The sequence below is a fragment of the Lonsdalea populi genome (genome assembly GCF_015999465.1).
Classification (GTDB): Bacteria; Pseudomonadota; Gammaproteobacteria; order Enterobacterales; family Enterobacteriaceae; genus Lonsdalea; species Lonsdalea populi.
Map to the genome: position 1 here is coordinate 2214953 of NZ_CP065534.1, position 22990 is coordinate 2237942.

General features: G+C 59.2%; 23 protein-coding genes and 1 riboswitch. Of the genes, 8 read left to right on the forward strand and 15 right to left on the reverse strand.

Going from position 1 to position 22990, the window contains the following annotated elements:
- The first annotated feature begins 62 nt into the window (after positions 1-62).
- The gene (locus I6N93_RS09730; protein ID WP_085684723.1) at positions 63-740 is read left to right on the forward strand and encodes an epoxyqueuosine reductase QueH; all 678 of its coding nucleotides are present in this window, start codon (positions 63-65) and stop codon (positions 738-740) included.
- 100 nt (positions 741-840) lie between these two features.
- Here I6N93_RS09730 and cyaB read toward each other — a convergent pair whose 3' ends face one another.
- The 3 genes from cyaB to I6N93_RS09745 all read right to left on the reverse strand — a co-directional run bounded on the left by cyaB (position 841) and on the right by I6N93_RS09745 (position 3666).
- Entirely contained in the window at positions 841-1380 is a 540-nt protein-coding gene (gene cyaB / locus I6N93_RS09735) for a class IV adenylate cyclase (protein ID WP_085684725.1), read from the reverse strand.
- Positions 1381-1765: 385 nt separating this feature from the next.
- On the reverse strand, positions 1766-2701 hold the full coding sequence (gene dusC, locus I6N93_RS09740) for a tRNA dihydrouridine(16) synthase DusC (protein WP_085684727.1): 936 nt from the start codon (positions 2699-2701) through the stop codon (positions 1766-1768).
- Between the two features lie 92 nt (positions 2702-2793).
- Complete coding sequence (locus I6N93_RS09745) at positions 2794-3666, reverse strand: helix-turn-helix domain-containing protein (protein ID WP_085684729.1); 873 nt, start codon at positions 3664-3666, stop codon at positions 2794-2796.
- Positions 3667-3778: 112 nt separating this feature from the next.
- Here I6N93_RS09745 and I6N93_RS09750 point away from each other — a divergent pair, with 112 nt between their 5' ends.
- Entirely contained in the window at positions 3779-4681 is a 903-nt protein-coding gene (locus I6N93_RS09750) for a DMT family transporter (protein WP_085684730.1), read from the forward strand.
- A gap of 48 nt (positions 4682-4729) precedes the next feature.
- Here the strand turns inward: I6N93_RS09750 and rhlE are convergent, their stop codons facing one another.
- On the reverse strand, positions 4730-6088 hold the full coding sequence (rhlE, locus tag I6N93_RS09755; protein ID WP_085684731.1) for an ATP-dependent RNA helicase RhlE: 1359 nt from the start codon (positions 6086-6088) through the stop codon (positions 4730-4732).
- A 487-nt stretch (positions 6089-6575) separates the two neighbouring features.
- On the opposite strand from rhlE, the gene clsB reads away from it, so the two are divergent.
- A complete protein-coding gene (clsB, locus tag I6N93_RS09760; protein ID WP_085684733.1) occupies positions 6576-7817 on the forward strand; it encodes a cardiolipin synthase ClsB in 1242 nt (413 codons plus the stop codon).
- Positions 7814-8797, forward strand: a complete 984-nt coding sequence (locus I6N93_RS09765) for a lysylphosphatidylglycerol synthase domain-containing protein (RefSeq protein WP_085684735.1) — start codon at positions 7814-7816, stop codon at positions 8795-8797. The genes clsB and I6N93_RS09765 overlap by 4 nt, the downstream gene beginning before the upstream one ends.
- Positions 8798-8879: 82 nt before the next feature.
- Here the strand turns inward: I6N93_RS09765 and I6N93_RS09770 are convergent, their stop codons facing one another.
- The 6 genes from I6N93_RS09770 to moaA form a co-directional block, all read right to left on the reverse strand.
- A complete protein-coding gene (locus tag I6N93_RS09770) occupies positions 8880-9590 on the reverse strand; it encodes a Bax inhibitor-1/YccA family protein (RefSeq protein ID WP_085684737.1) in 711 nt (236 codons plus the stop codon).
- Positions 9591-9706: 116 nt separating this feature from the next.
- The gene (moaE, locus tag I6N93_RS09775) at positions 9707-10165 is read right to left on the reverse strand and encodes a molybdopterin synthase catalytic subunit MoaE (RefSeq protein ID WP_085684739.1); all 459 of its coding nucleotides are present in this window, start codon (positions 10163-10165) and stop codon (positions 9707-9709) included.
- Between the two features lie 2 nt (positions 10166-10167).
- On the reverse strand, positions 10168-10413 hold the full coding sequence (gene moaD, locus I6N93_RS09780) for a molybdopterin synthase sulfur carrier subunit (protein ID WP_085684740.1): 246 nt from the start codon (positions 10411-10413) through the stop codon (positions 10168-10170).
- Entirely contained in the window at positions 10410-10892 is a 483-nt protein-coding gene (gene moaC / locus I6N93_RS09785; protein ID WP_085684742.1) for a cyclic pyranopterin monophosphate synthase MoaC, read from the reverse strand. Before moaC ends, moaD begins: the two co-directional genes overlap by 4 nt.
- 8 nt (positions 10893-10900) lie before the next feature.
- Positions 10901-11413 (reverse strand): molybdenum cofactor biosynthesis protein B, encoded by a 513-nt coding sequence (gene moaB / locus I6N93_RS09790; RefSeq protein WP_085684744.1) that lies wholly within the window; start codon positions 11411-11413, stop codon positions 10901-10903.
- Positions 11414-11445: 32 nt separating this feature from the next.
- Complete coding sequence (moaA, locus tag I6N93_RS09795) at positions 11446-12435, reverse strand: GTP 3',8-cyclase MoaA (RefSeq protein ID WP_085684746.1); 990 nt, start codon at positions 12433-12435, stop codon at positions 11446-11448.
- Positions 12423-12568, reverse strand: a riboswitch (molybdenum cofactor riboswitch). Its footprint overlaps the gene before it by 13 nt.
- Positions 12569-12889: 321 nt before the next feature.
- Between moaA and I6N93_RS09800 the strand changes: the two genes are divergently transcribed.
- Positions 12890-13822, forward strand: a complete 933-nt coding sequence (locus tag I6N93_RS09800) for a gluconeogenesis factor YvcK family protein (RefSeq protein ID WP_085684747.1) — start codon at positions 12890-12892, stop codon at positions 13820-13822.
- Positions 13823-14052: 230 nt separating this feature from the next.
- On the opposite strand, the gene uvrB is transcribed toward I6N93_RS09800, so the two are convergent.
- The 5 genes from uvrB to bioB all read right to left on the reverse strand — a co-directional run bounded on the left by uvrB (position 14053) and on the right by bioB (position 20329).
- Complete coding sequence (gene uvrB / locus I6N93_RS09805) at positions 14053-16065, reverse strand: excinuclease ABC subunit UvrB (protein WP_085684749.1); 2013 nt, start codon at positions 16063-16065, stop codon at positions 14053-14055.
- Between the two features lie 650 nt (positions 16066-16715).
- Positions 16716-17399, reverse strand: coding sequence for a dethiobiotin synthase (bioD, locus tag I6N93_RS09810; protein WP_085684751.1), 684 nt, complete (start codon positions 17397-17399; stop codon positions 16716-16718).
- Positions 17392-18156 carry a malonyl-ACP O-methyltransferase BioC gene (bioC, locus tag I6N93_RS09815; RefSeq protein ID WP_085684753.1) on the reverse strand — a complete coding sequence of 255 codons (765 nt, stop codon included), beginning with the start codon at positions 18154-18156 and terminating at the stop codon, positions 17392-17394. The genes bioD and bioC overlap by 8 nt, the downstream gene beginning before the upstream one ends.
- Positions 18143-19291 carry an 8-amino-7-oxononanoate synthase gene (gene bioF / locus I6N93_RS09820; RefSeq protein ID WP_085684755.1) on the reverse strand — a complete coding sequence of 383 codons (1149 nt, stop codon included), beginning with the start codon at positions 19289-19291 and terminating at the stop codon, positions 18143-18145. The genes bioC and bioF overlap by 14 nt, the downstream gene beginning before the upstream one ends.
- Positions 19292-20329, reverse strand: coding sequence for a biotin synthase BioB (bioB, locus tag I6N93_RS09825; protein ID WP_085684757.1), 1038 nt, complete (start codon positions 20327-20329; stop codon positions 19292-19294).
- Positions 20330-20418: 89 nt separating this feature from the next.
- On the opposite strand from bioB, the gene bioA reads away from it, so the two are divergent.
- From bioA to I6N93_RS09840, 3 genes are all read left to right on the forward strand, one after another.
- The gene (gene bioA, locus I6N93_RS09830) at positions 20419-21708 is read left to right on the forward strand and encodes an adenosylmethionine--8-amino-7-oxononanoate transaminase (RefSeq protein ID WP_176222507.1); all 1290 of its coding nucleotides are present in this window, start codon (positions 20419-20421) and stop codon (positions 21706-21708) included.
- Positions 21709-21830: 122 nt separating this feature from the next.
- Positions 21831-22244 (forward strand): CidA/LrgA family protein, encoded by a 414-nt coding sequence (locus I6N93_RS09835; RefSeq protein ID WP_085684761.1) that lies wholly within the window; start codon positions 21831-21833, stop codon positions 22242-22244.
- Positions 22238-22933: a CidB/LrgB family autolysis modulator gene (locus tag I6N93_RS09840; RefSeq protein ID WP_085684763.1), complete on the forward strand. Its 696-nt coding sequence runs from the start codon at positions 22238-22240 to the stop codon at positions 22931-22933. The genes I6N93_RS09835 and I6N93_RS09840 overlap by 7 nt, the downstream gene beginning before the upstream one ends.
- Positions 22934-22990 lie beyond the last annotated feature (57 nt).

Genomic DNA, 22990 nt, shown 5'->3' on the forward strand with positions numbered 1-22990 from the left:
TGCGATAGTTAATAATTTATCTCAATAAGGTTAATTTCTTCTCATTACTAGTGGATTGCTTTATGTCCAATGCACACCCCGTCAAAACCTTCGAACGCCCGAAACTTGAGCTGCCTAACGAGGCGGATAAGCTGTTGCTTCATTCCTGCTGCGCCCCCTGTTCCGGCGAAGTGATGGAGGCGTTGAGCGCTTCCGGCATTGATTACACGATCTTTTTCTATAACCCGAACATTCATCCTCAGCGGGAGTACCTGATCCGCAAAGAGGAAAACATTCGCTTCGCCGAAAAACACGGCGTACCGTTCGTCGACGCCGACTACGATGCGGATAACTGGTTTGAGCGTGCGAAAGGGATGGAGTGGGAACCGGAGCGCGGCGAACGCTGCACCATGTGCTTTGATATGCGGTTTGAACGCGCGGCGCTGTACGCGCATGAAAACGGCTTTCGCGCCATCAGTAGCTCGCTCGGCATCTCCCGCTGGAAAAACATGCAGCAGGTCAATCAGTGCGGGATCAACGCGGCGCAAAAATACCCTGACGTGGTGTACTGGGATTACAACTGGCGCAAACAGGGCGGCTCGGCGCGTATGGTTGAAATCAGCAAGCAGGAGCGCTTCTACCAGCAGGAGTACTGCGGCTGCATTTATTCGCTGCGCGATGCCAATAAACACCGTAAATCACAGGGGCGGGATATCATCCGCATCGGGAAATTGTTTTACGGCGACGAGCCCGCTTCCTGATGCGTCCGGCATTCCCCGTGATGCCCAGCTAGCGTGTAAATCGATGGTCAAAAGTCCCCGCGCTGCTCGAACGAGAGCAGTGCGCTTTCAGTCCGATAAACTAATACCCCAATAAGTGACGGTAAGAGCGACATTCAATATTATCCAGCTGTAATCCCAACCTCAGCGCACATTCCTGACATTTCTCTCCCAGCTCATCTAATTCTGATTCATGCTCCGTCATACAGGATATTCCGACGTAATGACCCAGCGACTCGATATAATCCAGCGTGATTTGAAAAGTATCTAAAAAATAAATACTTCGGGTTTTATTCACTTCAAATACCTGCTGGAATCCCAGCGTTTTCAGCATACTGTCCGTGCGTTCAAACGACTCCACGTTAACCGTCTCGCTGCAGCCGGTGCGCGGCCCTCTGACGATCCACAGCTTGATGCCGGACGGCACCATACATCGTAATAACATGCTGATATTTTTATGACTTAACGATTGCTCCGCCGTGTCGTAATAGATATCGCTTTCTTTATTTTCGAAAACGAAAGACTCAGGATGATGGCTGAATAATCTTTCGCGAAAAGCGGCAATATCCTGAATGCTGAACTTTAATGCAACCTCATATTTTCCTCTGAAATGTTCAATCACTGGCTTTCTCCGTTACAGGCAACCCTGGCTAGAAAATCATTCCCGGAAAGAAATGTGTTTTAATTAATTTGTTCATTGCGGCATTGCCATGGATAACAGCGGTAGATAACTGCAAATGCCTTATTTCAGGCTAAAATTGACGAAAAAAAAGCGGCGTTGTCCCCACGTCGAGTAAGGCATGGAAACAAGCGGTTGCAATGGCGCTTTTGAACGCGCTATAAATGTCGCGGCTATTATCAACAAAAGTCTGACTTTGCGCTAATGACGTCTGGATCTAACGACTCGCGCGGTATGCCCTATCGTGAGAAAGGGCGAATGACGTCATCTCCGGGGGCAAACGCCACGCCCCAGGGCGGAAAAAGACTCGCCGGCAGGCGGGAGAGGATTAATGCGTGGCGTCGATAGCGCGGGCTATCGCGCCGGAAGACGTCAGCGCGCGCACTTCGGCGAACAGTCCGGCGGCTTCGTCATACTCTTTGCGCAGATAGCCCAGCCACTGTTTGATGCGTGCAACATGATACATGCCGGTATCACCTTGCTTTTCTAGCCTGACATATTTTTGCAGCAGCAGGACCACGTCCGTCCACGGCATCCGGGGTTCATTGTATTTGATGACCCGGCTCAGGTTGGGGACGTTTAACGCCCCGCGCCCCAGCATCACCGAATCACATCCCGTTGCCAGCATGCAGGCCTGCGCGCTGGCATAATCCCAGATTTCGCCGTTGGCGATCACCGGGATGGTCAGCCGCTGACGAATCTCGCCGATGGCGTCCCAGTTGATGCGTTCCGCCCGATAGCCGTCCTCTTTGGTGCGTCCATGTACCGCCAGTTCGGTGGCGCCTGCCTGCTGCACGGCATCGGCGATTTCGAAGCGATGGCTGTCCGACGCCCAGCCCAGGCGGACTTTCGCCGTCACCGGCATCGTCTCCGGCACCGCAGCGCGCATCGCTTTGACGCCCTGATAAATCAGCTCCGGATCTTTGAGCAACGTGGCCCCGCCGCCGCTGCCGTTCACCAACTTCGACGGACAGCCGCAGTTCAGATCGACGCCGTAGGAGCCTAGCTCCACCGCCCGGGCCGCATTTTCGGCCAGCCAGTGTGGATACTGCCCCAACAGCTGAACGCGCACCCGCGTCCCCGACGGCGTGCGGCTGGCATGATGCAGCTCCGGACACAGGCGGTAAAAGGATTTGACCGGCAACCGCTGATCGACCACGCGCAGGAATTCCGTAATGCAAAGATCGTAGTCATTCACTTCAGTCAGCAGTTCACGGACCAGAGAGTCCAACACCCCTTCCATCGGGGCCAGCAGCACGCGCATAGTTATTATTCAGCTCACATCCACATCGGCACGCAATGGTACTGTCAGCGGACAAGCCAACGCAACGGAAAACACAGCTCCGCACGGCTATCTTATTGACTTCTTTGCCGCATCACCGAAGGTGTGACGCCATACGCGGCCCGAAAGCGCTGGCTGAAGTGGCTGGAGGAACTGAACCCGCACGCCAGCGCGATATCCGTCATCGGCAGCGCGCTATTGCGAACGAGATGGCGAGCACGAGCCAGGCGAGCCTGCATCACAAACTGATGCGGCGCCATCCCCTCGCTGTGACGAAACATGCGCGCAAAGTGAAATCCGCTCAGCCCGGCCTCGGCGGCCAGGTCAGCCAGCGTCAGAGGCTCCGCCAGCCGCGCGTCGATTAGCGCCCGAATACGCTGCCGAACCGTCGGCGTCAGTCCGCCGCGCACCCTCGGCATCGCCCACTGTAACTGGGTATAGCGCCGCAGCACGTGAGTCATTAATAGCGTCGAGGCGGTCGTCAGCGTGAGTCTATCGGCTGCGTCTTGCCAGCTGTGTTGCAGCAGGAAGTGTCTGTACAGGCTGGCGATCAGCGGATCGTCGCCGAATACCCGCTCTTCCAGCATCAGGCTCGCCGGGCTGCGATCCCAGATCTGTTCGGCCAGCTCGCGCAGGTGGTCGTCGGTGTAGTACAGGTGAACAAACTGCAGATCGCTGCGGATATCCCAAGTGGAAATGCTGTGTTTCGGCAACAGACAAAAGCGATCCGGCCCGCCGCCGTTGAACCAGCCGTCCGGCCGCTTATGGTAGGAATCATAGCCCCCGGCGATATACAGGCTCAAGGTGTGATGATTGGTATTCTCGAGCGTGACGCGGTCGTGGCTGTTCTGCCACGACGCCAGACTGACGCCGTTATTGAGGTCCACCGAATCCCGCAAACGCGTTTTATAGTGCTGTAAAACGACCAGTGCCTCATAGCTCGCCATAATGCCCTCTGTGAAAAAACCGCAATTTGATGGTAAGCGGCGCAAATTCGTGACAGCACGCCCGCTCGTCTTGCCGGAGACTAATGGTATCCGCCGTGACAGAGAATCCAGCATGAATATCTTGCTTTATTTACTCGTCGTCCTGATTTGGGGCACCACCTGGCTGGCGATCAGCCTACAGCATGGCAGCGTAGCGCCGGAAGTGTCGGTCTTTTGGCGTTTCGCCATCGCGTCCGCACTGCTGCTGTCGTTCCTAAAGCTGACCGGTCGCCTGCGCCCCCTGCCGTGGCGCGGACACCTGCTGTGTATGGTGCAGGGCATCACCGTCTTCGGCATCAACATGATCTGTTTTTATCACGCCATTGTCTGGATTTCGAGCGGTCTCGAATCGGTGATTTTCTCGATGGCGGTCTTGTTCAACGCGTTTAACGCCCGGCTAATGCTCGGCCAACGGCTTACACGCCATGTGTGGCTAGCCACGCCGCTGGGATTGGCGGGCATCGGCCTGCTGTTCTGGCACGATCTGACGCAGATCGACGCAGGCTCGCAGTTACTGCTGGGGGCCGGATTATGCCTGCTGGCGACCTACTGCTTTTCGCTGGGGAACATCATCAGTATCCAGCATCAACGGCAGGGTCGCGACATTATGGCGACCAACGGTTGGGGCATGTGCTACGGCGCGTTGGCCGTGGGGATGGTCGGTTGGATGATGGGCTATGACTTTACGCCCGAATTCACGGTGCGCTATCTGGGATCGCTGGGCTATCTGGCCGTTGTGGGATCCGTCGTCGGCTTCGGGGCCTATTTCCTGCTGGTGGGGCGTATCGGGGCGAGTCAGGCGGCTTATGCCACGCTGTTGTTCCCATTGGTGGCGCTCTCGCTCTCAACGGTTTTCGAAGGCTATCAGTGGCGGGCGAATGCGGTGATGGGTCTGGTGTTGATTCTGGCGGGCAATGCCGTGATGTTTTATCGTCCACGCCGTAAAACGGCGCTGATGTCCCGCCCGGCGCACTAAACTGACGCCCGGAGGAGCAGGCGGCCCTTAGGCCGCCTGTCACACAAACTAGGCTTTGGACGCCGGTTTATGGCTCGGACGAGCGCGTCGGGCCTGGCCGTCACGCGCGCCGCCGGAACGAGGCGCGCCCTGGCGAGCCGGACGCCCCCCTTCACCCGCGCTGCCGCGCTGATGACCCTGACGAGCGCCGCCGCCGCCACGTGGAGCCGACGATGAACGACCGCCGCGGCCAGCCTGACGACCATTCTGAATTGGATCGGCTTTGATAGTCGGGTCCGGCTCGTAGCCCGGAACAGCCATCCGCGGGATCTCACGCTTCAGCAGGCGTTCGATATCACGCAGCAGTTTGTGTTCATCCACGCAGACCAGCGACAACGCTTCACCGGTAGAGGCGGCACGACCGGTACGGCCGATACGGTGGACGTAATCTTCCGGCACGTTCGGCAGCTCGTAGTTCACGACGTGCGGCAGATGGTCGATATCCAGACCACGCGCCGCGATATCGGTCGCCACCAGCACACGAATGGAGCCGTCTTTGAAGTTTGCCAGCGCCCGGGTACGTGCGCCCTGGCTCTTATTGCCGTGGATCGCCGCGGAGGTGATGCCGTCTTTTTCCAGCTGTTCAGCCAGATGGTTGGCGCCATGTTTGGTACGGGTGAAGACCAGCACCTGACGCCATTCGTTTTGACCAATCAGCTGAGACAGCAGTTCGCGTTTGCGTTTTTTGTCGACCATGTGCACATGCTGCGTCACCAGTTCTGACGGCGTGTTGCGGCGCACCACTTCCACAGAGGCCGGATTGTTCAGCAGAGAGTTGGCCAACCCTTTGATGTCATCAGAGAAGGTGGCGGAAAACATCAGGTTCTGACGGCGGGTCGGCAATTTCGACAGCACGCGGCGGATGTCGTGGATAAAGCCCATGTCCAGCATACGGTCGGCTTCGTCCAGCACCAGAATTTCCACCTGAGACAGGTCCACCGCGTTCTGATGTTCCAAATCCAGCAAACGGCCCGGGGTGGCCACCAGAATATCCACGCCGCCGCGCAGCTTCATCATTTGCGGGTTGATACTGACGCCGCCGAACACGACCAGCGAACGCAGGCTCAGGTACTTGCTGTAAGACTGGACGTTTTCGCCAATCTGCGCCGCCAGTTCACGGGTCGGCGTCAGGATCAACGCACGTACCGGACGACGCCCTTTGGACGCGGGCTTCGTGCTGAGCATTTGCAGCATCGGCAGCGTAAAGCCCGCCGTTTTGCCCGTGCCGGTCTGAGCGCTGGCCATCAGGTCGCGGCCGGCCAATACCAGCGGGATCGCCTGACGCTGTACCGGCGTCGGCTCACGATAACCCTGCTCTTCCACGGCACGTAAAATATCGGCGCTCAGGCCGAGAGATTCAAAAGACATATAGAGAACAACTCCAGATCGACCCTGACCGGACATACGCCGGCGTAGTTTCCAGGGCGATAACAAGATGGGTATCGGCGCGACGTTCGGTAAACGTTCGCAATGCGCTAACCCAGATGAATGGGCACAAACTACGGTGCATAACTGCCGATGATTGTATCAGGAAATGATGACTATCAGGGATTTTTCTACCTGCATCACACTTTAGGGCGCGAAACGCGCCGCACACCCTTTTTTTCTTCGATTAACGGAATTTTCCGTCTGGGGTCTCAGCACCATTTCTCCTTTTTGCCGCCGCGAGACCTCCCCGTATAGAGCTTCGGGGCCGCCGCCCTCTGATACCCGGCGAGACGCAGGCGGCCGTCCTGCCCTGCTGAATTTAGGTTGGATCTGGGCATATCGTCTATGCCACAGTCTACACTTTGTCACGGGCATATAGCCGCCTCTGGCGGCGGTATGCCTTCCCGCTCTACCAGGAGAACAATGGATGAAAGCGACATGGCGTGATGACAATCAGTTCGAGCTGCTGATCAACGGCGACGCCTTCTACCCCAGCGTTTTTTCCGCCATTCGCCAGGCCCGGCGCCACGTAATTTTGGAAACCTTTATCTGGTTCGAGGATAAGATCGGCACCGAACTGCGCGACGTGCTGGCCGAAGCTGCGCAGCGCGGCGTCAGCGTGGACGTGCTGGCGGATGGTTTCGGCTCGCACGATCTGTCCACAGGCTTTCTGGGGCCGATGATGGAAGCAGGCGTCCGCGTTCGCTTCTACGACCCGCGTCCGCGACTGCTCGGCATGCGCACCAACCTGTTCCGCCGGCTGCACCGCAAAATTGTCGTGGTCGACGGCGAGGCCGCCTGGGTCGGCGGCATCAACTACGCCGAGGACCATATGAGCGATGCCGGTCCGGACGCCAAACAGGACTATGCCGTCAAGGTGCGCGGACCGGTGGTACAAGACATTTACCGCTATGTCTTAGACGTATTAGCGCATGAAGAGCCGCCGAAACGCTGGTGGCGAGACCGTTTTCGCCGTCCGGTTCGCAACCGCCATCCGGGCGATGCGCAGGCGCTATTCGTTTATCGCGACAATGCCTCTCACCGCGATGACATCGAAAAGCACTATATTTATATGCTTCGTCGGGCCAAGCGTGAGGTCGTTATCGCCAACGCCTACTTTTTCCCGGGCTATCGGCTGCTACGTTCGATGCGTAAGGCCGCTCGCCGCGGCGTTCGCGTATGCCTCATCGTGCAGGGACAGCCGGACATGCCTATCGTACTGGTCGGCGCCCGCATGCTTTACCACCACCTGCTGCGCGCGGGCGTGGAGATCTACGAGTATCGCCGCCGCCCGCTTCACGGCAAAATCGCGTTGCAGGACGATAAATGGACCACCGTGGGCTCCAGCAATCTGGATCCGCTGAGTCTGGCGCTGAATCTGGAGGCCAATCTGGTCATTCATGACCGCGACTTTAATCAGCAGTTGCGCCAACATCTGCACCAGCTGATGACGGAGGATTCCTTGCGTGTGGAGCCTGAACATTTGCCCAAACAATCCTACTGGCGGATGATACAGAACGTTCTGGTGTTCCACTTTTTACGCCATTTCCCCGCCTGGGTAGGGTGGCTACCGGCGCATACGCAGCGGCTCAAGCTGCTTAGCTCAGAATCGTCGCCCGACGCGACCACAAAGGAATTAACGACACAACAGGAGATCACGCGTCCATGAATGTTCGTAGCCGCAAGAAGAAATCGCTGCTCAAAAAGAGTGTCGCCACGCTATTTCTCACGGCGGTGGTGGCCCTGCTGACCATTTTTGCCCAGAAGGTGGATTGGACCGAGGTGCTACAGGCGATTCGCGGCTATAACCGTCAGGTGGTCTATCTCATCGCCGGTCTGGTGGCAGGCAGCTATCTATTGTACGGCGTTTACGACCTGCTCGGCCGCGCCTACTGCCGCCACCCGCTGCCTCGCTTACAGGTTCTGCTGGTGTCGATGATCTGCTATGCGTTTAACTTCACGCTCGGAGCATGGGTGGGCGGCGTCGGGATGCGCTTTCGGCTCTATTCCCGGCTGGGGCTGAAAAGCAGCACTATTACGAAAATGTTCTCCCTCAGCATCGCCACCAACTGGCTGGGGTATATCCTGCTCGCCGGCGGTGTATTCGCCTTTGGCCCGTTGCACATGCCGGGGAACTGGGTGATCGGCGACGTCGCCCTGCGTCTGATCGGCTATACGCTGCTGCTGGTTATCGTCGGCTATCTATGGCTGTGCGCCTTTTCTCACCGTCGTCGTTTGTCGCTGCGGGGCATGAAGCTCTCGCTGCCGTCGCTGACAATGGCCTTTCTGCAACTGCTGGCGTCGTCGCTAAACTGGCTGATGATGGGGGCGATTATTTGGCTGCTGCTTGGTCAGAGGGTTGATTTTATTGTGGTTTTCGGCGTTCTGCTGATCGCCAGCATCGCCTGTCTGGTCGCCAACGTGCCTGCGGGGATCGGCGTGCTGGAGGCGGTTTTCATGGCGCTGCTGGCCGGCAGGCCGTTCACTCACGGGGAGATCATCGCCGCATTGCTGGCCTATCGGGCGATGTACTACATCGCTCCGCTGATCGTCGCGCTCGGCCCTTACCTGTGGCTGGAAGGCCGCGCCAGAAAACTGCGGATAAAGAACCTACAGGCGCTGGCGAAGATGCCGGAAGAACCGCGCTAAGCGGTATCGCCACCTCGTGCTTCAGCACAAAAAAACAGGGAGCCTAAGCTCCCTGTTTTTGTTTCATTCGCCCTGCCGTGCGTTAGCGGCGGTTGCCCAGCAGACGCAGCATCATCAGGAACAGGTTAATGAAGTCCAGATACAGCGTCAGCGCGCCGACGATGGCGTATTTACGGAAGCCGTCTTTATCATCGGAGGAAAGCTGCTCGCCGATATTTTTCAGCTTCTGCGTGTCGTAGGCGGTCAGCCCAACGAACACCACCACGCCGATGTAAGTAACGGCGCGCGTGAGCGCATCGCTTTTCAGCCAGAAGTTGACCAGCGTCGCCAACAGGATGCCGATTAGCCCCATGAACAGGATGCTGCCCAGCCCGCTCAGGTCACGTTTAGTCACATAGCCGTAGAGGCTCATCGCACCGAACATCCCGGCGCTGATCGTGAAAGTACTGGCGATGGATCCGCCGCTGTAGACGATGAAAATGCTGGACAGCGTCAATCCGGTCAGCGCCGAATAGAGCATGAACAGACCGGTCGCCACCGTTCCGCTCAGACGGTTCACCATACCGGAAATCACGAAGACCAGGCCCAGCTGCGCGATAATCAGCCCGAAAAAGGTAATCTGACTGGAGAAAATCAGATTTAGCACGGCGGGCGTATTCGCCGCATACCAGGCGACAAATTCCGTCAGCAGCAGGCCGCAGGTCATCCAGCCATACACCTGCGCCATATAGGTCTGCATACCGGTGCCGGCATGCTGAACAATCGAGTCATTGGAACGTGGATATCGATCCATGATGCTTCCTTTGTGTTGAGTAAGCGAACCCGGGCAAACAATTGCCCTCCGAGCTAAAGTCTACCACAAAATCGCCGGGCCACCGCCCGGCCACACACGCGGCCAGAGAGGACTTTTCACCGCGCCCAGCGGTTGGCGGCGTGGCGGTCACTCTCCCGCGAGGCCACCCACCTATCGCCCTCATCCGTCGACTCGCGCTTCCAGAACGGCGCACGGGTTTTCAGCAGGTCCATGATGAACTCACCGGCTTCAAACGCCGCGCCCCGGTGCGCGCCGGTCACGCCGACGAACACGATTTCATCGCCGGGATAAAGCGCGCCGATGCGATGAACGACGCTGACGCGCTGTAGCGGCCAGCGTTCACGCGCTTCCGCGACAATTTCCGCCAACGCTTTTTCGGTCATGCCGGGATAGTGCTCCAGCGTCAGAGCCTGCACGTTCTCCCCAAGATTATGATTACGCACCTTGCCGGTGAAGGTAACGACCGCACCGTCCTCATCGCAGGCGGCCAGCCAGGCATACTCTTCACCCACGCTGAATGCGTCTTCCCCGACCCGAATGCGGGTGGCTTTCATGCTCAACCTCCCGTCACCGGCGGAAAAAAGGCGACTTCGTCGCCGTCGTGCAGCGGATGACCCATCGCCACCAGCGTCTGGTTAACCGCCGCCAGCAACTTGCCGTCTTCCAGCGCCAGCGCCCAGCGGTCGCCGCGCTCACACAGCGCCTGCCGCAGCGCGGAAACCGTCGGGAAAGTGGCTGGCAGCATCTCGCGATCCGTGCCAATCAGCTCCCGTACCTGAGCGAAAAATAGCACGGTGATCATACGTCCTCCGCCCGGAAATCGCCGGACTTGCCGCCGCTTTTCGCCAGCAGCCGCACGGGGCCGATAGTCATGTCTTTCTGCACCGCCTTACACATATCGTAAATCGTGAGCGCCGCCACGGAAGCGGCCGTCAGCGCTTCCATCTCCACGCCGGTCTTGCCGGTGAGACGGCAGAGCGATTCGATACGCACCCGGTTGTGCGCCGGCTGCGCTTGCAGCTCTACCGCCACTTTAGTCAGCAACAAAGGATGACAGAGCGGGATCAGGTCCCAGGTCCGTTTCGCCGCCTGAATACCGGCGATGCGCGCCGTGGCGAACACGTCGCCCTTGTGATGGCGGCCTTCGATAATCATGGACAGCGTTTCAGGAGCCATGGCGACGAATGCTTCGGCGCGGGCTTCGCGCACCGTCTCAGCCTTGGCGGAAACATCCACCATCGCCGCTTCCCCGGCGGCATTAATATGCGTCAATGGAGTCATGGTTTTGGTTATTTTTTCAGATGTGGATGGACATTGCAGGGCTTCTGGCGCGCGTCCAACTGCTCTTGCAGGACGCGCTCCCAGGCGGTGCGGCAGGCACGGGTCGATCCGGGCATCGCAAAGATCACGGTGCCGTTGGCCAACCCCGCCAGCGCACGCGACTGCACCGTCGCGGTGCCGATATCTTCATACGACACCATGCGGAACAGCTCGCCGAACCCGACCATTTCACGGTCGAACAGAACGCCAATGGCCTCCGGCACGTTATCGCCGTCGGTAAACCCGGTGCCGCCGTTAATCAGCACCACCTGCACGTTCTCGCTGGCGATCCAGTCGGAGATCCGGGCGCGGATCTGGTACAGGTTTTCCAGCACGATGGCGCTGGCGACGATCTGATGTCCCGCTTCCCGCGCGGCTTCGCGCAAGTAGTCGCCGGAGGTGTCGTCGGCTTCGGTGCGACGCGAGGACACGGTCATCACCGCGATACGCAACGGGATAAATGTTTCACTGGGCTTACTCATACTTTCTCCTTACTGCTTCGTTTAACTCGGCCTCACCCGCCGATAAAGGACAAATTGGGCGTGATGCCGCTGTCGCCTTCGTGCAGCAAATGCGTCTCTTTTTTCAGCTTCAGGCCGCCCGCGATGCGCTCTTGCAGCGCCGCTAACTGGCCGTCGTCCGCCAACAAATCCCGCAGCGGGATCCCTTGCTCCCCGAACAGGCACAAATGCAGGTTGCCTACCGCCGACACACGCAGCCGGTTACAGCTCTGACAGAAGTTTTTTTCGTAAGGCATGATCAGTCCCACTTCCCCCTGATAGTCAGGGTGAGCGAACGTTTGGGCGGGCCCGTCGCTGCGCTGACGCGCCTGCGCCCGCCAGCCTTGCTGCAAGAGACGTTCGCGGATTGTCTGGCCGGAGACGTGATGACGGCGAAACAGTTCGCGCCCTTCGCCAGTTTCCATCAACTCGATGAAACGCAGCTGTATCGGGCGCGGTTTGATCCAGTGAAGAAAAGCGTTGAGGCTGCCGTCATTGACGTCCCGCATCAGCACCGTGTTGATTTTAACTTTAGGGAAGCCTGCGGAAAACGCCGCGTCGATGCCCGCCATCACTTCGCGAAATTTGTCCTGTCCGGTAATCGCGTGGAATTGCCGAGCGTCGAGGCTGTCTACGCTGACGTTGATGTGGGTCAGACCGGCTGCGCGCCAACGCCCCGCCTCACGTGCGAGCCGGTAGCCGTTGGTGGTCACGGCCAGCGTTCGAATGGACGGGTTTTCCCGCACCGCCGCAATGATGTCGACAAAATCACGGCGCAGCGAAGGTTCGCCACCCGTCAGCCGCACCTTTTCCGTCCCCATGGCGGCGAACGCCCGGCTGACGCGGCGGATTTCATCCAGCGACAGAAAGCGACGCGGCATCGCGCCCCGGGGACGGTAGCCATCGGGCAGGCAGTAGGTACAACGAAAATTGCAGACGTCCGTAATCGACAGGCGCAGGTAGTAGAACTTGCGCGCGAACGCGTCGGTCAGTTGATTCACCATAAACACCTTTCCAAATACGGGAGATGCGGGCATTTCTACCGCGCACCCTGGTGGCCCGACAGGCCACGGCCTGAGCACCTTATTACGCGACCGGGCATAACGTAGGCATTCAGGCTAGGAGTTTTGATTTCGCTTGCGCTTTGTATGGCAGCGTCGGCGAAACCGTGATTTCAGCGTAGAGTCTATCGCCACTATTCACGAATAGTCACTGAAAATTCGGTGTATATATTTGTATATAACGGATTTTTCTCTTGGTGCGACAGCCTGGCCCATCTGGTAAAACTTACCCGCGACATCCGCCGAATTCTCTGCCCCCAGGGTACGGCGACTCACGCAAAACGCCGCTCTGCCCTTTTTTCCGCACGATTTTCCTCATGCGGGGTGCGAGACCGGCGGCCAGTGTGGTATATATCCGCCACGTTTTTTTTTATTTACTTAATTGGGTGAGGCATCTATGCGCAATCTCACATTGACCGATCTCCGGCGCGTGGTGGCTTTGGGAGGTGGACACGGTCTGGGACGCGTGATGTCTTCACTCTCTTTCCTCGGCTCACGCCTGACCGGCATCGTCACCACCACGGATAACGGCGGCTCAACCGGCCGTATTCGCCGCTCCGAAGGCGGTATCGCCTGGGGCGATACCCGCAACTGCCTCAATCAGCTCATCACCACACCGAGCACGGCCGCCGCCATGTTTGAATACCGCTTCGGCGGCAGCGGCGAATTGGCCGGACACAATCTGGGCAATCTGATGCTCAAGGCGCTGGACAATCTCAGCGTCCGCCCGCTGAAGGCGATCAAGCTTATCCGCAACCTGCTGCAAATCGACGCCGAACTCATTCCGATGTCCGAGCAATCCGCCGACTTGCTGGCGACGGACGCGCAGGGGTTGCCGGTCTACGGCGAGGTCGCCGTCGATCAGTTGGCGACGTTGCCGCAGGATCTGCGCCTGTTTCCCGCCGTCGCCGCCACGCGCGAAGCGCTGGATGCCATCGCCAATGCCGATCTGCTGCTCATCGGCCCCGGCAGTTTTCTGACCAGCCTGATGCCCCTGCTGCTGCTGGAGGATCTGACTGTTGCGCTCCACCACAGCAACGCGCCGATGGTGTATATCGCCAATCTGGATCAGGAACAGAGCCCGGCGGCCTCGCAGCTCACGACGGCGCATCAGATTGCTATGATTGAAGCCAAGGTCGGCCGCCGGATTATCGACGCGGTGATCCTGCGTCCCCGGATGAGCACCGAGGCGCTTTCAGATCGCCTGGTGATACAGCAACCGCTGGCGGCGGCTGATGTTCCGCATCACCACGATCGCCAGTTGCTGCGCGAGGCCATCGCTCAAACGCAGCGACAGCTGGCCTTGAATCTGCATCGCCAAACGGCCTGACGGCCGGTTCAGCTAAACAACACACGCCTTCATTCAAGGTCGCCGTCAGCTCGAAGGCGACCGCTACATCGCCCAGCGCTTTGACCTCAATGACCCACCGGCAAATCGTCGCCGTTTCTGTAGAAAAACCGCCGCTCGCACCGGCTGCCGGCGATAGACAACACATCCATTCCTGACGTCAACGTATTCGTGACCGAAACCTTGTTGAGCTTGGGGGCGTGACGTGGCCGTCACGAGACGGCAATAAACTGCGCCCGCAGCGCCTGAACCTCGTCTCTCAGTCTGGCGGCGTCCTCGAACTCCAGATTCTGCGCGTGTTTCAGCATTTGCGCCTCCAGCTCGGCGAGCTTCTTCTCCAGCGCCTTCGGGGTCAGCAGCGCATAGCGGCCATCCGGCTCGGCGGCCTGACGGCCTCGGCCCTTGCCTTTGTTGTTCGGCGACTGGCCGATCTGCAAGATATCGCCGATTTCCTTGTTGAGTTTCTGCGGCACAATACCGTGCAGCTCGTTGTACTCCTGCTGTTTTTCTCTGCGACGCTGCGTTTCCGAGATCGCCCGCTCCATCGACGGCGTGATCTTGTCGCCGTAAAGAATGGCTTTACCGTTCAGGTTACGCGCCGCACGTCCGATGGTCTGGATCAGCGACCGTTCGGAGCGCAGGAAGCCTTCTTTGTCCGCATCCAGGATCGCCACCAGCGAGACCTCCGGCATATCCAACCCTTCTCGCAGCAGGTTGATTCCAACCAGCACGTCGAACTCGCCGAGCCGCAGATCGCGGATGATCTCCACCCGCTCTACCGTATCGATATCCGAGTGCAGGTAGCGAACGCGCTCACCGTGCTCCTCCAGATACTCCGTCAGGTCTTCCGCCATCCGCTTGGTCAGCGTGGTGACCAGTACGCGCTCGTTGATGGCGACGCGCTGACGGATTTCCGATAACAGATCGTCGACCTGCGTGGAGACCGGCCGCACTTCAATGATCGGGTCCAGCAGACCGGTAGGACGCACAACCTGATCGATGACTTCGCCGCCGGACTTCTCCAGTTCGTACTTACCTGGCGTCGCCGACACATAGATGCTCTGCGGCGCGAGCGCTTCAAACTCTTCAAACTTCATCGGCCGGTTGTCCAGCGCCGACGGCAGACGAAAGCCGTACTCCACCAGCGTTTCCTTGCGCGCCCGGTCACCGCGATACATCCCGCCCAGCTGCGGGATAGTGACGTGGGATTCGTCAATGACCAGCAGACCATCCGCCGGCAGATAGTCAAATAACGTCGGCGGCGGCTCGCCCGGACCGCGACCGGACAGGTAACGGGAGTAGTTCTCGATACCGGAGCAGTAACCCAGCTCGTTCATCATTTCCAGGTCAAAGGTGGTGCGCTGCATAATACGCTGTTCTTCCAGAAGTTTGTTATTGGCGAGCAGATTCTTGCGGCGGTCGGCCAGCTCGACCTTGATCTCTTCCATCGCCTGCAGGATACGCTCGCGCGGCGTCACGTAGTGCGTCTTGGGATAGATAGTGTAACGCGGCACGTTGCTGATGATCTGCCCGGTCAACGAATCAAACAGCGACAGCCGTTCTACTTCGTCGTCGAATAGCTCTACCCGCAGAGCCACCTCGTCCGATTCCGCCGGGTAGATGTCGATGACATCGCCACGCACCCGAAAGGTCCCGCGCTGGAAGGCCTGATCGTTGCGGGCGTACTGCAATTCAGCCAGCCGACGCAAGATATCCCGCTGACCGATCAGCATGCCCTGCGTCAGGTGCAGCATCATCTTCAGGTACAAATCGGGGTCGCCCAGGCCGTAGATCGCCGAAACGGACGCCACGACCACCACGTCGCGCCGCTCCAGCAGCGCTTTGGTGGCGGACAAGCGCATCTGTTCGATATGCTCGTTCACGGAGGCGTCCTTCTCGATGAAGGTATCCGAACTGGGCACGTAGGCTTCCGGCTGATAGTAGTCATAGTAGGAAACGAAATATTCCACCGCATTCTCGGGGAAGAACGCCTTCATCTCGCCGTACAGCTGTGCCGCCAGGGTTTTGTTGGGCGCCAGCACCATCGTCGGCCGGTTGAGGTCGGCGATGACGTTAGCCACCGTGAAGGTCTTGCCTGACCCGGTCACGCCCAGCAGCGTCTGGTGTGCCAGCCCGTCTTCCAACCCCTCCTTTAGCTTCCGGATCGCTTCCGGTTGGTCGCCTGCTGGTTTATAGGCGGAATGCAGTTTGAATGCTTTACTCATGAGCTGGGCTACCTGATTAGGGAAGATGAAAGAAACGACGCTCGGTCAGCATGTCGACTTCCTCAGTATGGGAAGCGATCGGGTTGAATGCCAGCCACATGATACTGGATGTAACCACAGCCTCAAGTTTTGCGTGCCGCGATAGCATATTGCGATGCCCTTAGCCAGCGTGAAAATGCATCTTATCCCCAGCTGTCACCCCAGTGACATTAAAATGTCTTGGACGTTGACCGTAATTTACACAACTCGCCAGCGGTGCGGAGAATGCCGCTTGATTTTAATTAAATTGTTGATTTTTATAATCTTGAACAAAAAGCCGAGAATACCGTCAACCTTCGCAAAACCCGCGCCAGCTCTCGTCTGGATGCGTTTTTCTAATTCTCATACACACGGTTATCCACAGAAATGGTGGATAACTCCCACAAGAGCCCAGTGGTCCTGAGTTGGAGATAAAGGCCCAGACTCGCTGTAGGGGAACGCAATCTTTTTTTTTTTCGTTTATTTTTTGGCGTAATGATGATCGTGCGAGGTGAAAGAAGGTGCCTGAGTGTTGATTGACGTCAAAAAATATAGCGAAAAACACCGTGGAAAAGTTTTTTCAAGATGCTTTAACCTATCAATTTTTAGCGCTTTAAGCCTTTTCGTGGCGATTATGCGCAGAGCGCGGCGAGGTTCAGATAGTGCCCCAGTTCCTGCTGCGGTTCGGGATGCGTTAAACGCGGGATTTCACCCAGCATTGGTGCAGGAATGCGCTGCTGAAGCGACCGCAAATATGCCTGGTGGCGATTGCCGGGCAGAGCGACGTCATTGGCTATCCATCCCGCCAGCGTTAGCCCGGCCTGCTGCACGGCCTGCGCAGTGAGCATGGCGTGATTGATGCAGCCCAGCTTGACGCCAACGACCATAATGACCGGCAGTTGCTCTTGCACGACCCAGTCCGCGTAAGTCTGACGATGGGAAAGCGGCGTGAACCATCCGCCAGCGCCTTCGACTAACACCCACTCAGAGCGGGCCGTCAGCGCGAGCAAACCGGCGCTGAGCGCGTCAAATTCGATCGGTCGCCCTTCTTCCGCGCTGATGATATGAGGCGATGTCGGCTCGGCGAAAGCCAGCGGGTTGACCTCCTCATAAGTCAGCGCCAGCCGACTGTTGGCTTGCAGCCACAGCGCATCCCGATTACGCAGCCCGTCCGGCGTCATCTCGCAGCCGGAGGCCACTGGTTTGTAACCCGCGGTGAGATACCCGGCGCGACCGGCCGCCTGTAACAGCGCGGCGCTGGCGACCGTTTTGCCCACGTCGGTGTCCGTGCCGGTCACGAACCAGCGCTTAGTCATGTTCAATCACTCCCAGAATTCGTTGATAGGTTAGAGGGTAGCCCTGCGGCGCATGCGGATAGTCCTCCGCCAGCGCCCGCAGCCGTTCCCGGGTGATCGCGCGGGAAGGTCGCCCCTCGTGCAACCAGGTCGCGCCCACGCCCTTTAGCGAGCGCATGAGGCTCAGCACATCGGGGAAATAGCAGGTCAGCGGCGCGCTGACCAACCGATAGCGATAGGGCCGACAGGCCGCCTCGATCTCCGGCGCCGTCAAGAAACGATTGACCCGACGCGAGCCATCCAGACGCCGCCATGCGTTTTCCAGCTCCGCCAGCGTGCCTTGAGCCAGTGTACAGAAGGCGACGGCGCCGCCGGGACGCGTCACGCGGTATAGCTCGCCCAGTCCGCGAGACAGATCGTCGCACCACTGGATCGCCAGATTGCTGAAGCTCAGATCCACACTGGCCGTCGGCAGCGGCAGATGTTCGATGTCGCCCAACACATAGTGGGTCGCCGACGCCCGCTGCCGCGCTGCCGCCAGCATCTGCGACGACAGATCCAGCGCGGTCACGCGTTTGCCCTGGGCCTGCCAGCGGCGGCTGAAATAACCCGTCCCACAGCCTGCGTCCAGCAATTCCCTCCCGGCATGATCACCCAGCAGCGACATCAGACGCTCCCCGCTATCACGCTGCAGCTCGGCAAAACGATCGTAGTGCGTGGCGGCGCGGCCAAACGCTCGCGCAATCGCCCGCTTATGGGGGGACTCAGCCGGCGTCATGCAACACCTCCAGCAGCCGGTCGATATCCTGCGGCGTATGACTCGCCGTCAAGGTGATACGCAGGCGAGAGGTGCCCGGCGGGACCGTCGGCGGCCGCATCGCGCCGACCCACAGCCCTTGCTCGCGCAGCGTCTGAGACAGCGCCAGCGTTTTATGATTGTCGCCGACGATCAGCGGTTGGATCGCGCTCCGGGACGTTTGCAACTGATAGGCCAGCCCGGCGGCGCCGCGACGAAAGCGGACGATGTTGTCCGTCAAACATTGCCGCAGGTCATCGCCTTGACGCACCACGTCCAGCGCCGCGCCCAACGCGCAGGCCTGAGCGGGCGGCATCGAGGTGCTATAGATAAGGTGGCGGGCGAACTGCGTCAGATACTCCGCGATTTCGTGTCCACACAGCACCGCCGCGCCGCTGGCGCCGAACGCTTTACCGAAGGTGACGATCAGCAGCTCAGGCTGCATACCTTGATTCCAGCAGCTGCCGCGCCCCTGTTCGCCCAGCACGCCGATGCCATGCGCATCGTCGACCATTAGCCAGGCGCGGTGACGCCGGCTCGCCGCCAGCAGTTCAGGCAGCGGCGCCGCGTCTCCGTCCATGCTGAAGATCCCCTCCGTCACCGCCAGCGTCTGGCCGTCGCACGGCGAGCGCAACAGACGCTCTAGCCCCTCCGGCTGATTGTGCGGGAAACGGCGCAACGTCGCAGGCGACAACGCGGCGGCCTCCAGCAGCGACGCATGGCTGAGCTTGTCGGCCAGAATGCGATCTCCCGCTTCCGCCAGCGCGCCGATCACGGCCTGATTGGCGGCATAGCCGGAGATGAACAGCAGCGCGCGATCGTAGCCGAGCCAGTCCGCCAGCTGCCGCTCCAGCGCTTCGTGTGCGACGCTGTAGCCGGTGACATGTCCCGAACCGCCGCTGCCCACGCCGAAACGCCCGGCGCCCTGCTGCCACGCGCGCACAATGGCGGGATGCTGGCTGATGCCAAGATAGTCGTTGCTGGAGAAGTTCAGATAGCCGCGACCGTTGCTCTCCAGCCAGCGCCCGCCGCCGCCTTCGTTCACCTGACGCTGACGGTAGGCGCCCTCCTCGCGGCGCTGCGTCAGCGCCCGTTCGATACGTTGCTGCCAGCCCATTTAGACCGCCGCGTTGTAGAACTGCTCGGTGTCGGCGTTCATCAGCCGCTCGGTCAGATGCTGCTGCTGCTGGTTGTCGCCGTACTCGGTGCGGGTCTGCTGCGGATTCAGCCCCAGCTTGCGGAACAGCTGTAAATCTTTGTCTTCTTTCGGGTTCGGGGTCGTCAACAGCTTGCAGCCGTAGAAAATCGAGTTGGCTCCTGCCATAAAGCACATGGCCTGCGTCTGCTCACTCATCTGCTCGCGCCCGGCGGACAGACGGACGTGCGACGTCGGCATCATGATGCGGGCGATGGCGATGGTCCGCACGAAATCGAACGGATCGACGTCCTCGTTTTCGGCCAGCGGCGTGCCTTTGACCTTGACCAGCATGTTGATCGGCACGCTCTCCGGCGGCGTCGGCAGATTGGCCAGTTGGACCAGCAGACCGGCGCGGTCGCGCACCGTTTCGCCCAGACCGATGATCCCGCCGGAACAGACTTTGATCCCCGCTTCGCGCACTTTGCCGAGCGTATCCAGACGTTCCTGATAAGTTCGGGTCGTGATGATGCTGCCGTAGAATTCCGGCGAGGTATCAAGGTTATGGTTGTAAAAATCCAGCCCCGCTTCCGCCAGTCGCTCCGCCTGATCGCCTTGTAACGTCCCCAACGTCATGCAGGTTTCCATGCCCAGCGCTTTCACGCCGCGCACCATCTCTTCCAGATAGGGCATGTCGCGCTCGTGCGGGTTTTTCCAGGCGGCGCCCATACAGAAACGGGTCGAGCCTGCGGCCTTGGCCTGACGGGCGGAGGTCATCACCTGCTCGACCTGCATCAGACGCTCGGTTTCGATGCCGGTATGATAACGGGAACTCTGGGGGCAATATTTGCAGTCTTCGGGGCAGGCGCCGGTCTTAATAGACAGCAGCGTGCTGACCTGAACCTGGCGCGGATCGAAATGCTGCCGATGAACGGTCTGCGCCTCATACATCAGCTCCAAAAAAGGCTGATTAAACAGGTCTTGCGCCTGTTCCAACGTCCATTGAACGCGTTCTGACATCACGACAACTCCGGGTGAAAAAGATGTCGTCAGTGTAATTTATGGGGATATACTGTCAACCAAATTGAATTAGATTTAGTTGACGGATTATGATCACTTTAGACGATCTTCAGTTTGACCAACGCCATATCTGGCATCCGTATACGTCCATGACCCAGCCACTGCCCTGCTATCCGGTGAGCGCCGCGCACGGCGTGGAACTCCAGTTGGAGAATGGCTGCACGTTGGTGGACGGCATGTCCTCCTGGTGGGCCGCGATCCACGGCTATAACCATCCCCGCATCAATCAGGCCATCACTGAACAGTTGAGCCACATGTCCCACATTATGTTCGGCGGCATAATCCATGCGCCCGCCATCGACCTGTGTCGTCGGCTGTTGGCGATGACCCCTGACGCGCTGGAGTGCGTCTTTCTGGCGGATTCCGGGTCGGTGGCGGTTGAGGTCGCCATGAAGATGGCGTTGCAGTATTGGCAGGCGCAGGGGCAGTCGCGTCGCCAGTTTGTCACGCTGCGCCACGGCTATCACGGCGATACGCTGGGCGCGATGTCGGTGTGCGATCCGCAAAATTCGATGCACAGCCTCTATCGGGGTTACCTGCCGCCGCACCTGTTCGCCGATGCCCCGCAGTGCCGTTTTGACGCCCCCTGGCGAGAAGAAGACGCCGATTCGCTGGCGGCGATCATCGAACGGCAGGCGAACAGCATCGCGGCGGTGATCCTGGAACCTATCGTGCAGGGCGCAGGCGGTATGCGGTTCTATCATCCCGATTATCTGCGTCGGGTGCGCCAGCTGTGCGACCGGTACGGCATCCCGCTGATCGCCGACGAGATCGCCACCGGCTTCGGCCGCACCGGCAAGCTGTTCGCCTGCCAACATGCGGGCATCGCGCCGGACATTCTCTGCCTCGGTAAAGCGCTGACCGGTGGTTATATGACGCTGTCCGCCACGCTCGCCACCCGCCATATCGCCGACACCATCAGCGACGGCGAGGCGAGCTGTTTTATGCACGGCCCCACCTTTATGGGCAACCCGCTCGCCTGTGCGGCCGCCAACGCCAGCCTGGCGCTGCTGGAAGAAGGGCAGTGGCCGTCTCAGGTCGCGGCGATTGAGGCGCAGCTGCGCGCCGCGTTACTGCCGCTGGCCGCCTCTGTGCGCGTGGCTGACGTCCGCGTGCTGGGCGCCATCGGCGTGGTGGAGACCGTCGCGCCGGTGAATATGGCGCGGCTGCAGCGCTTTTTTGTTAACAAAGGTGTCTGGATCCGGCCATTTGGCAAACTGATCTACCTCATGCCGCCGTATATTATTTCAGCAGAATCGTTGTCCCGACTGACGGAGGCGATCGCCGAAGCCTTATCGCAGGATGAATTGTTCGACTAAATCCGGTTCCCGTGGTGAAAACGCTGCGGTTTCCACAAGGGGGAAACGGTGCTGCGCAACCCGTAGCACCGGCTTTCGGTTAGCGCTATCATAAATTTCCTCAGTGAATCAGGAATCCTCCCATGCGTAATACGATCACACGCTGCTGGCAGTATTTACGCGCTTTCGTATTGATTTACCTGTGTCTTTACGCAGGCAATACGATATCCGCGTTACTGCCTATCACCATCCCCGGCAGCATCATTGGCATGCTGATCCTTTTCGCCCTGCTCTCTTCGCAAATCCTTCCCGCCGACTGGGTCCGGCCCGGTTGTCATCTGCTGATCCGCTATATGGCTTTGCTGTTCGTCCCCATCGGCGTCGGCGTGATGAGCTATTTCGATCTGTTGCGCAGCCAGTTTGGTCCTATCGTCGTTTCCTGCCTGATCAGTACGCTGATTGTGATGGTGGTGGTCGGTTACTGCACTCAGATCATGCACAGGGAAAGGACACTGCCGGGAGCCCCGCAGGCAGCTAAGGAAAAAAAGCAATGCTGACCTATTTATGGTGGTCCTTGCCGCTGACGCTGCTGGTGTTCTTCGGCGCGCGCCAAGTGGCGATAAAACTGAACATGCCGCTGCTGAATCCGCTGCTGGTGTCCATGCTCATCATCATTCCCGTTCTGCTGCTGCTGCGCATTCCTTACGAACACTATTTCAAAGGCAGCGAGGTGCTGAACAACCTGTTGCAGCCCGCCGTGGTCGCGCTGGCGTTTCCGCTGTATGAACAGATTCATCAAATTCGCGCCCGGTGGAAATCCATTATTACGGTGTGCTTTGTCGGCAGCCTGACCGCTATCGTCAGCGGCACGCTGGTAGCGCTGTGGCTGGGCGCAACGCCGGAAATCGCCGCGTCGGTCCTGCCCAAATCCGTCACCACCCCTATCGCGATGGCGGTCGCCAGCTCAATAGGCGGCATCCCCGCGATTAGCGCCGTCTGCGTGATCTTCGTCGGCATCCTCGGCGCGGTGATGGGACACACGCTGCTCAACCGCCTGAAGATTACGGTGAAGTCGGCGCGCGGACTGTCGATGGGCACCGCATCCCACGCGTTGGGCACCGCCCGCTGCGCGGAGGTCGACTTTCAGGAAGGCGCGTTCAGCTCCCTGGCCCTAGTCATCTGCGGCATCATGACGTCGCTGTTCGCGCCGTTCGTCTTCCCGCTGTTGCTGCTGATGGCGCACTAAGGACAGAAGCGCTCTCCGCCTTATATGGATGAGCGCTCACGCGCGTCATATTTTGAT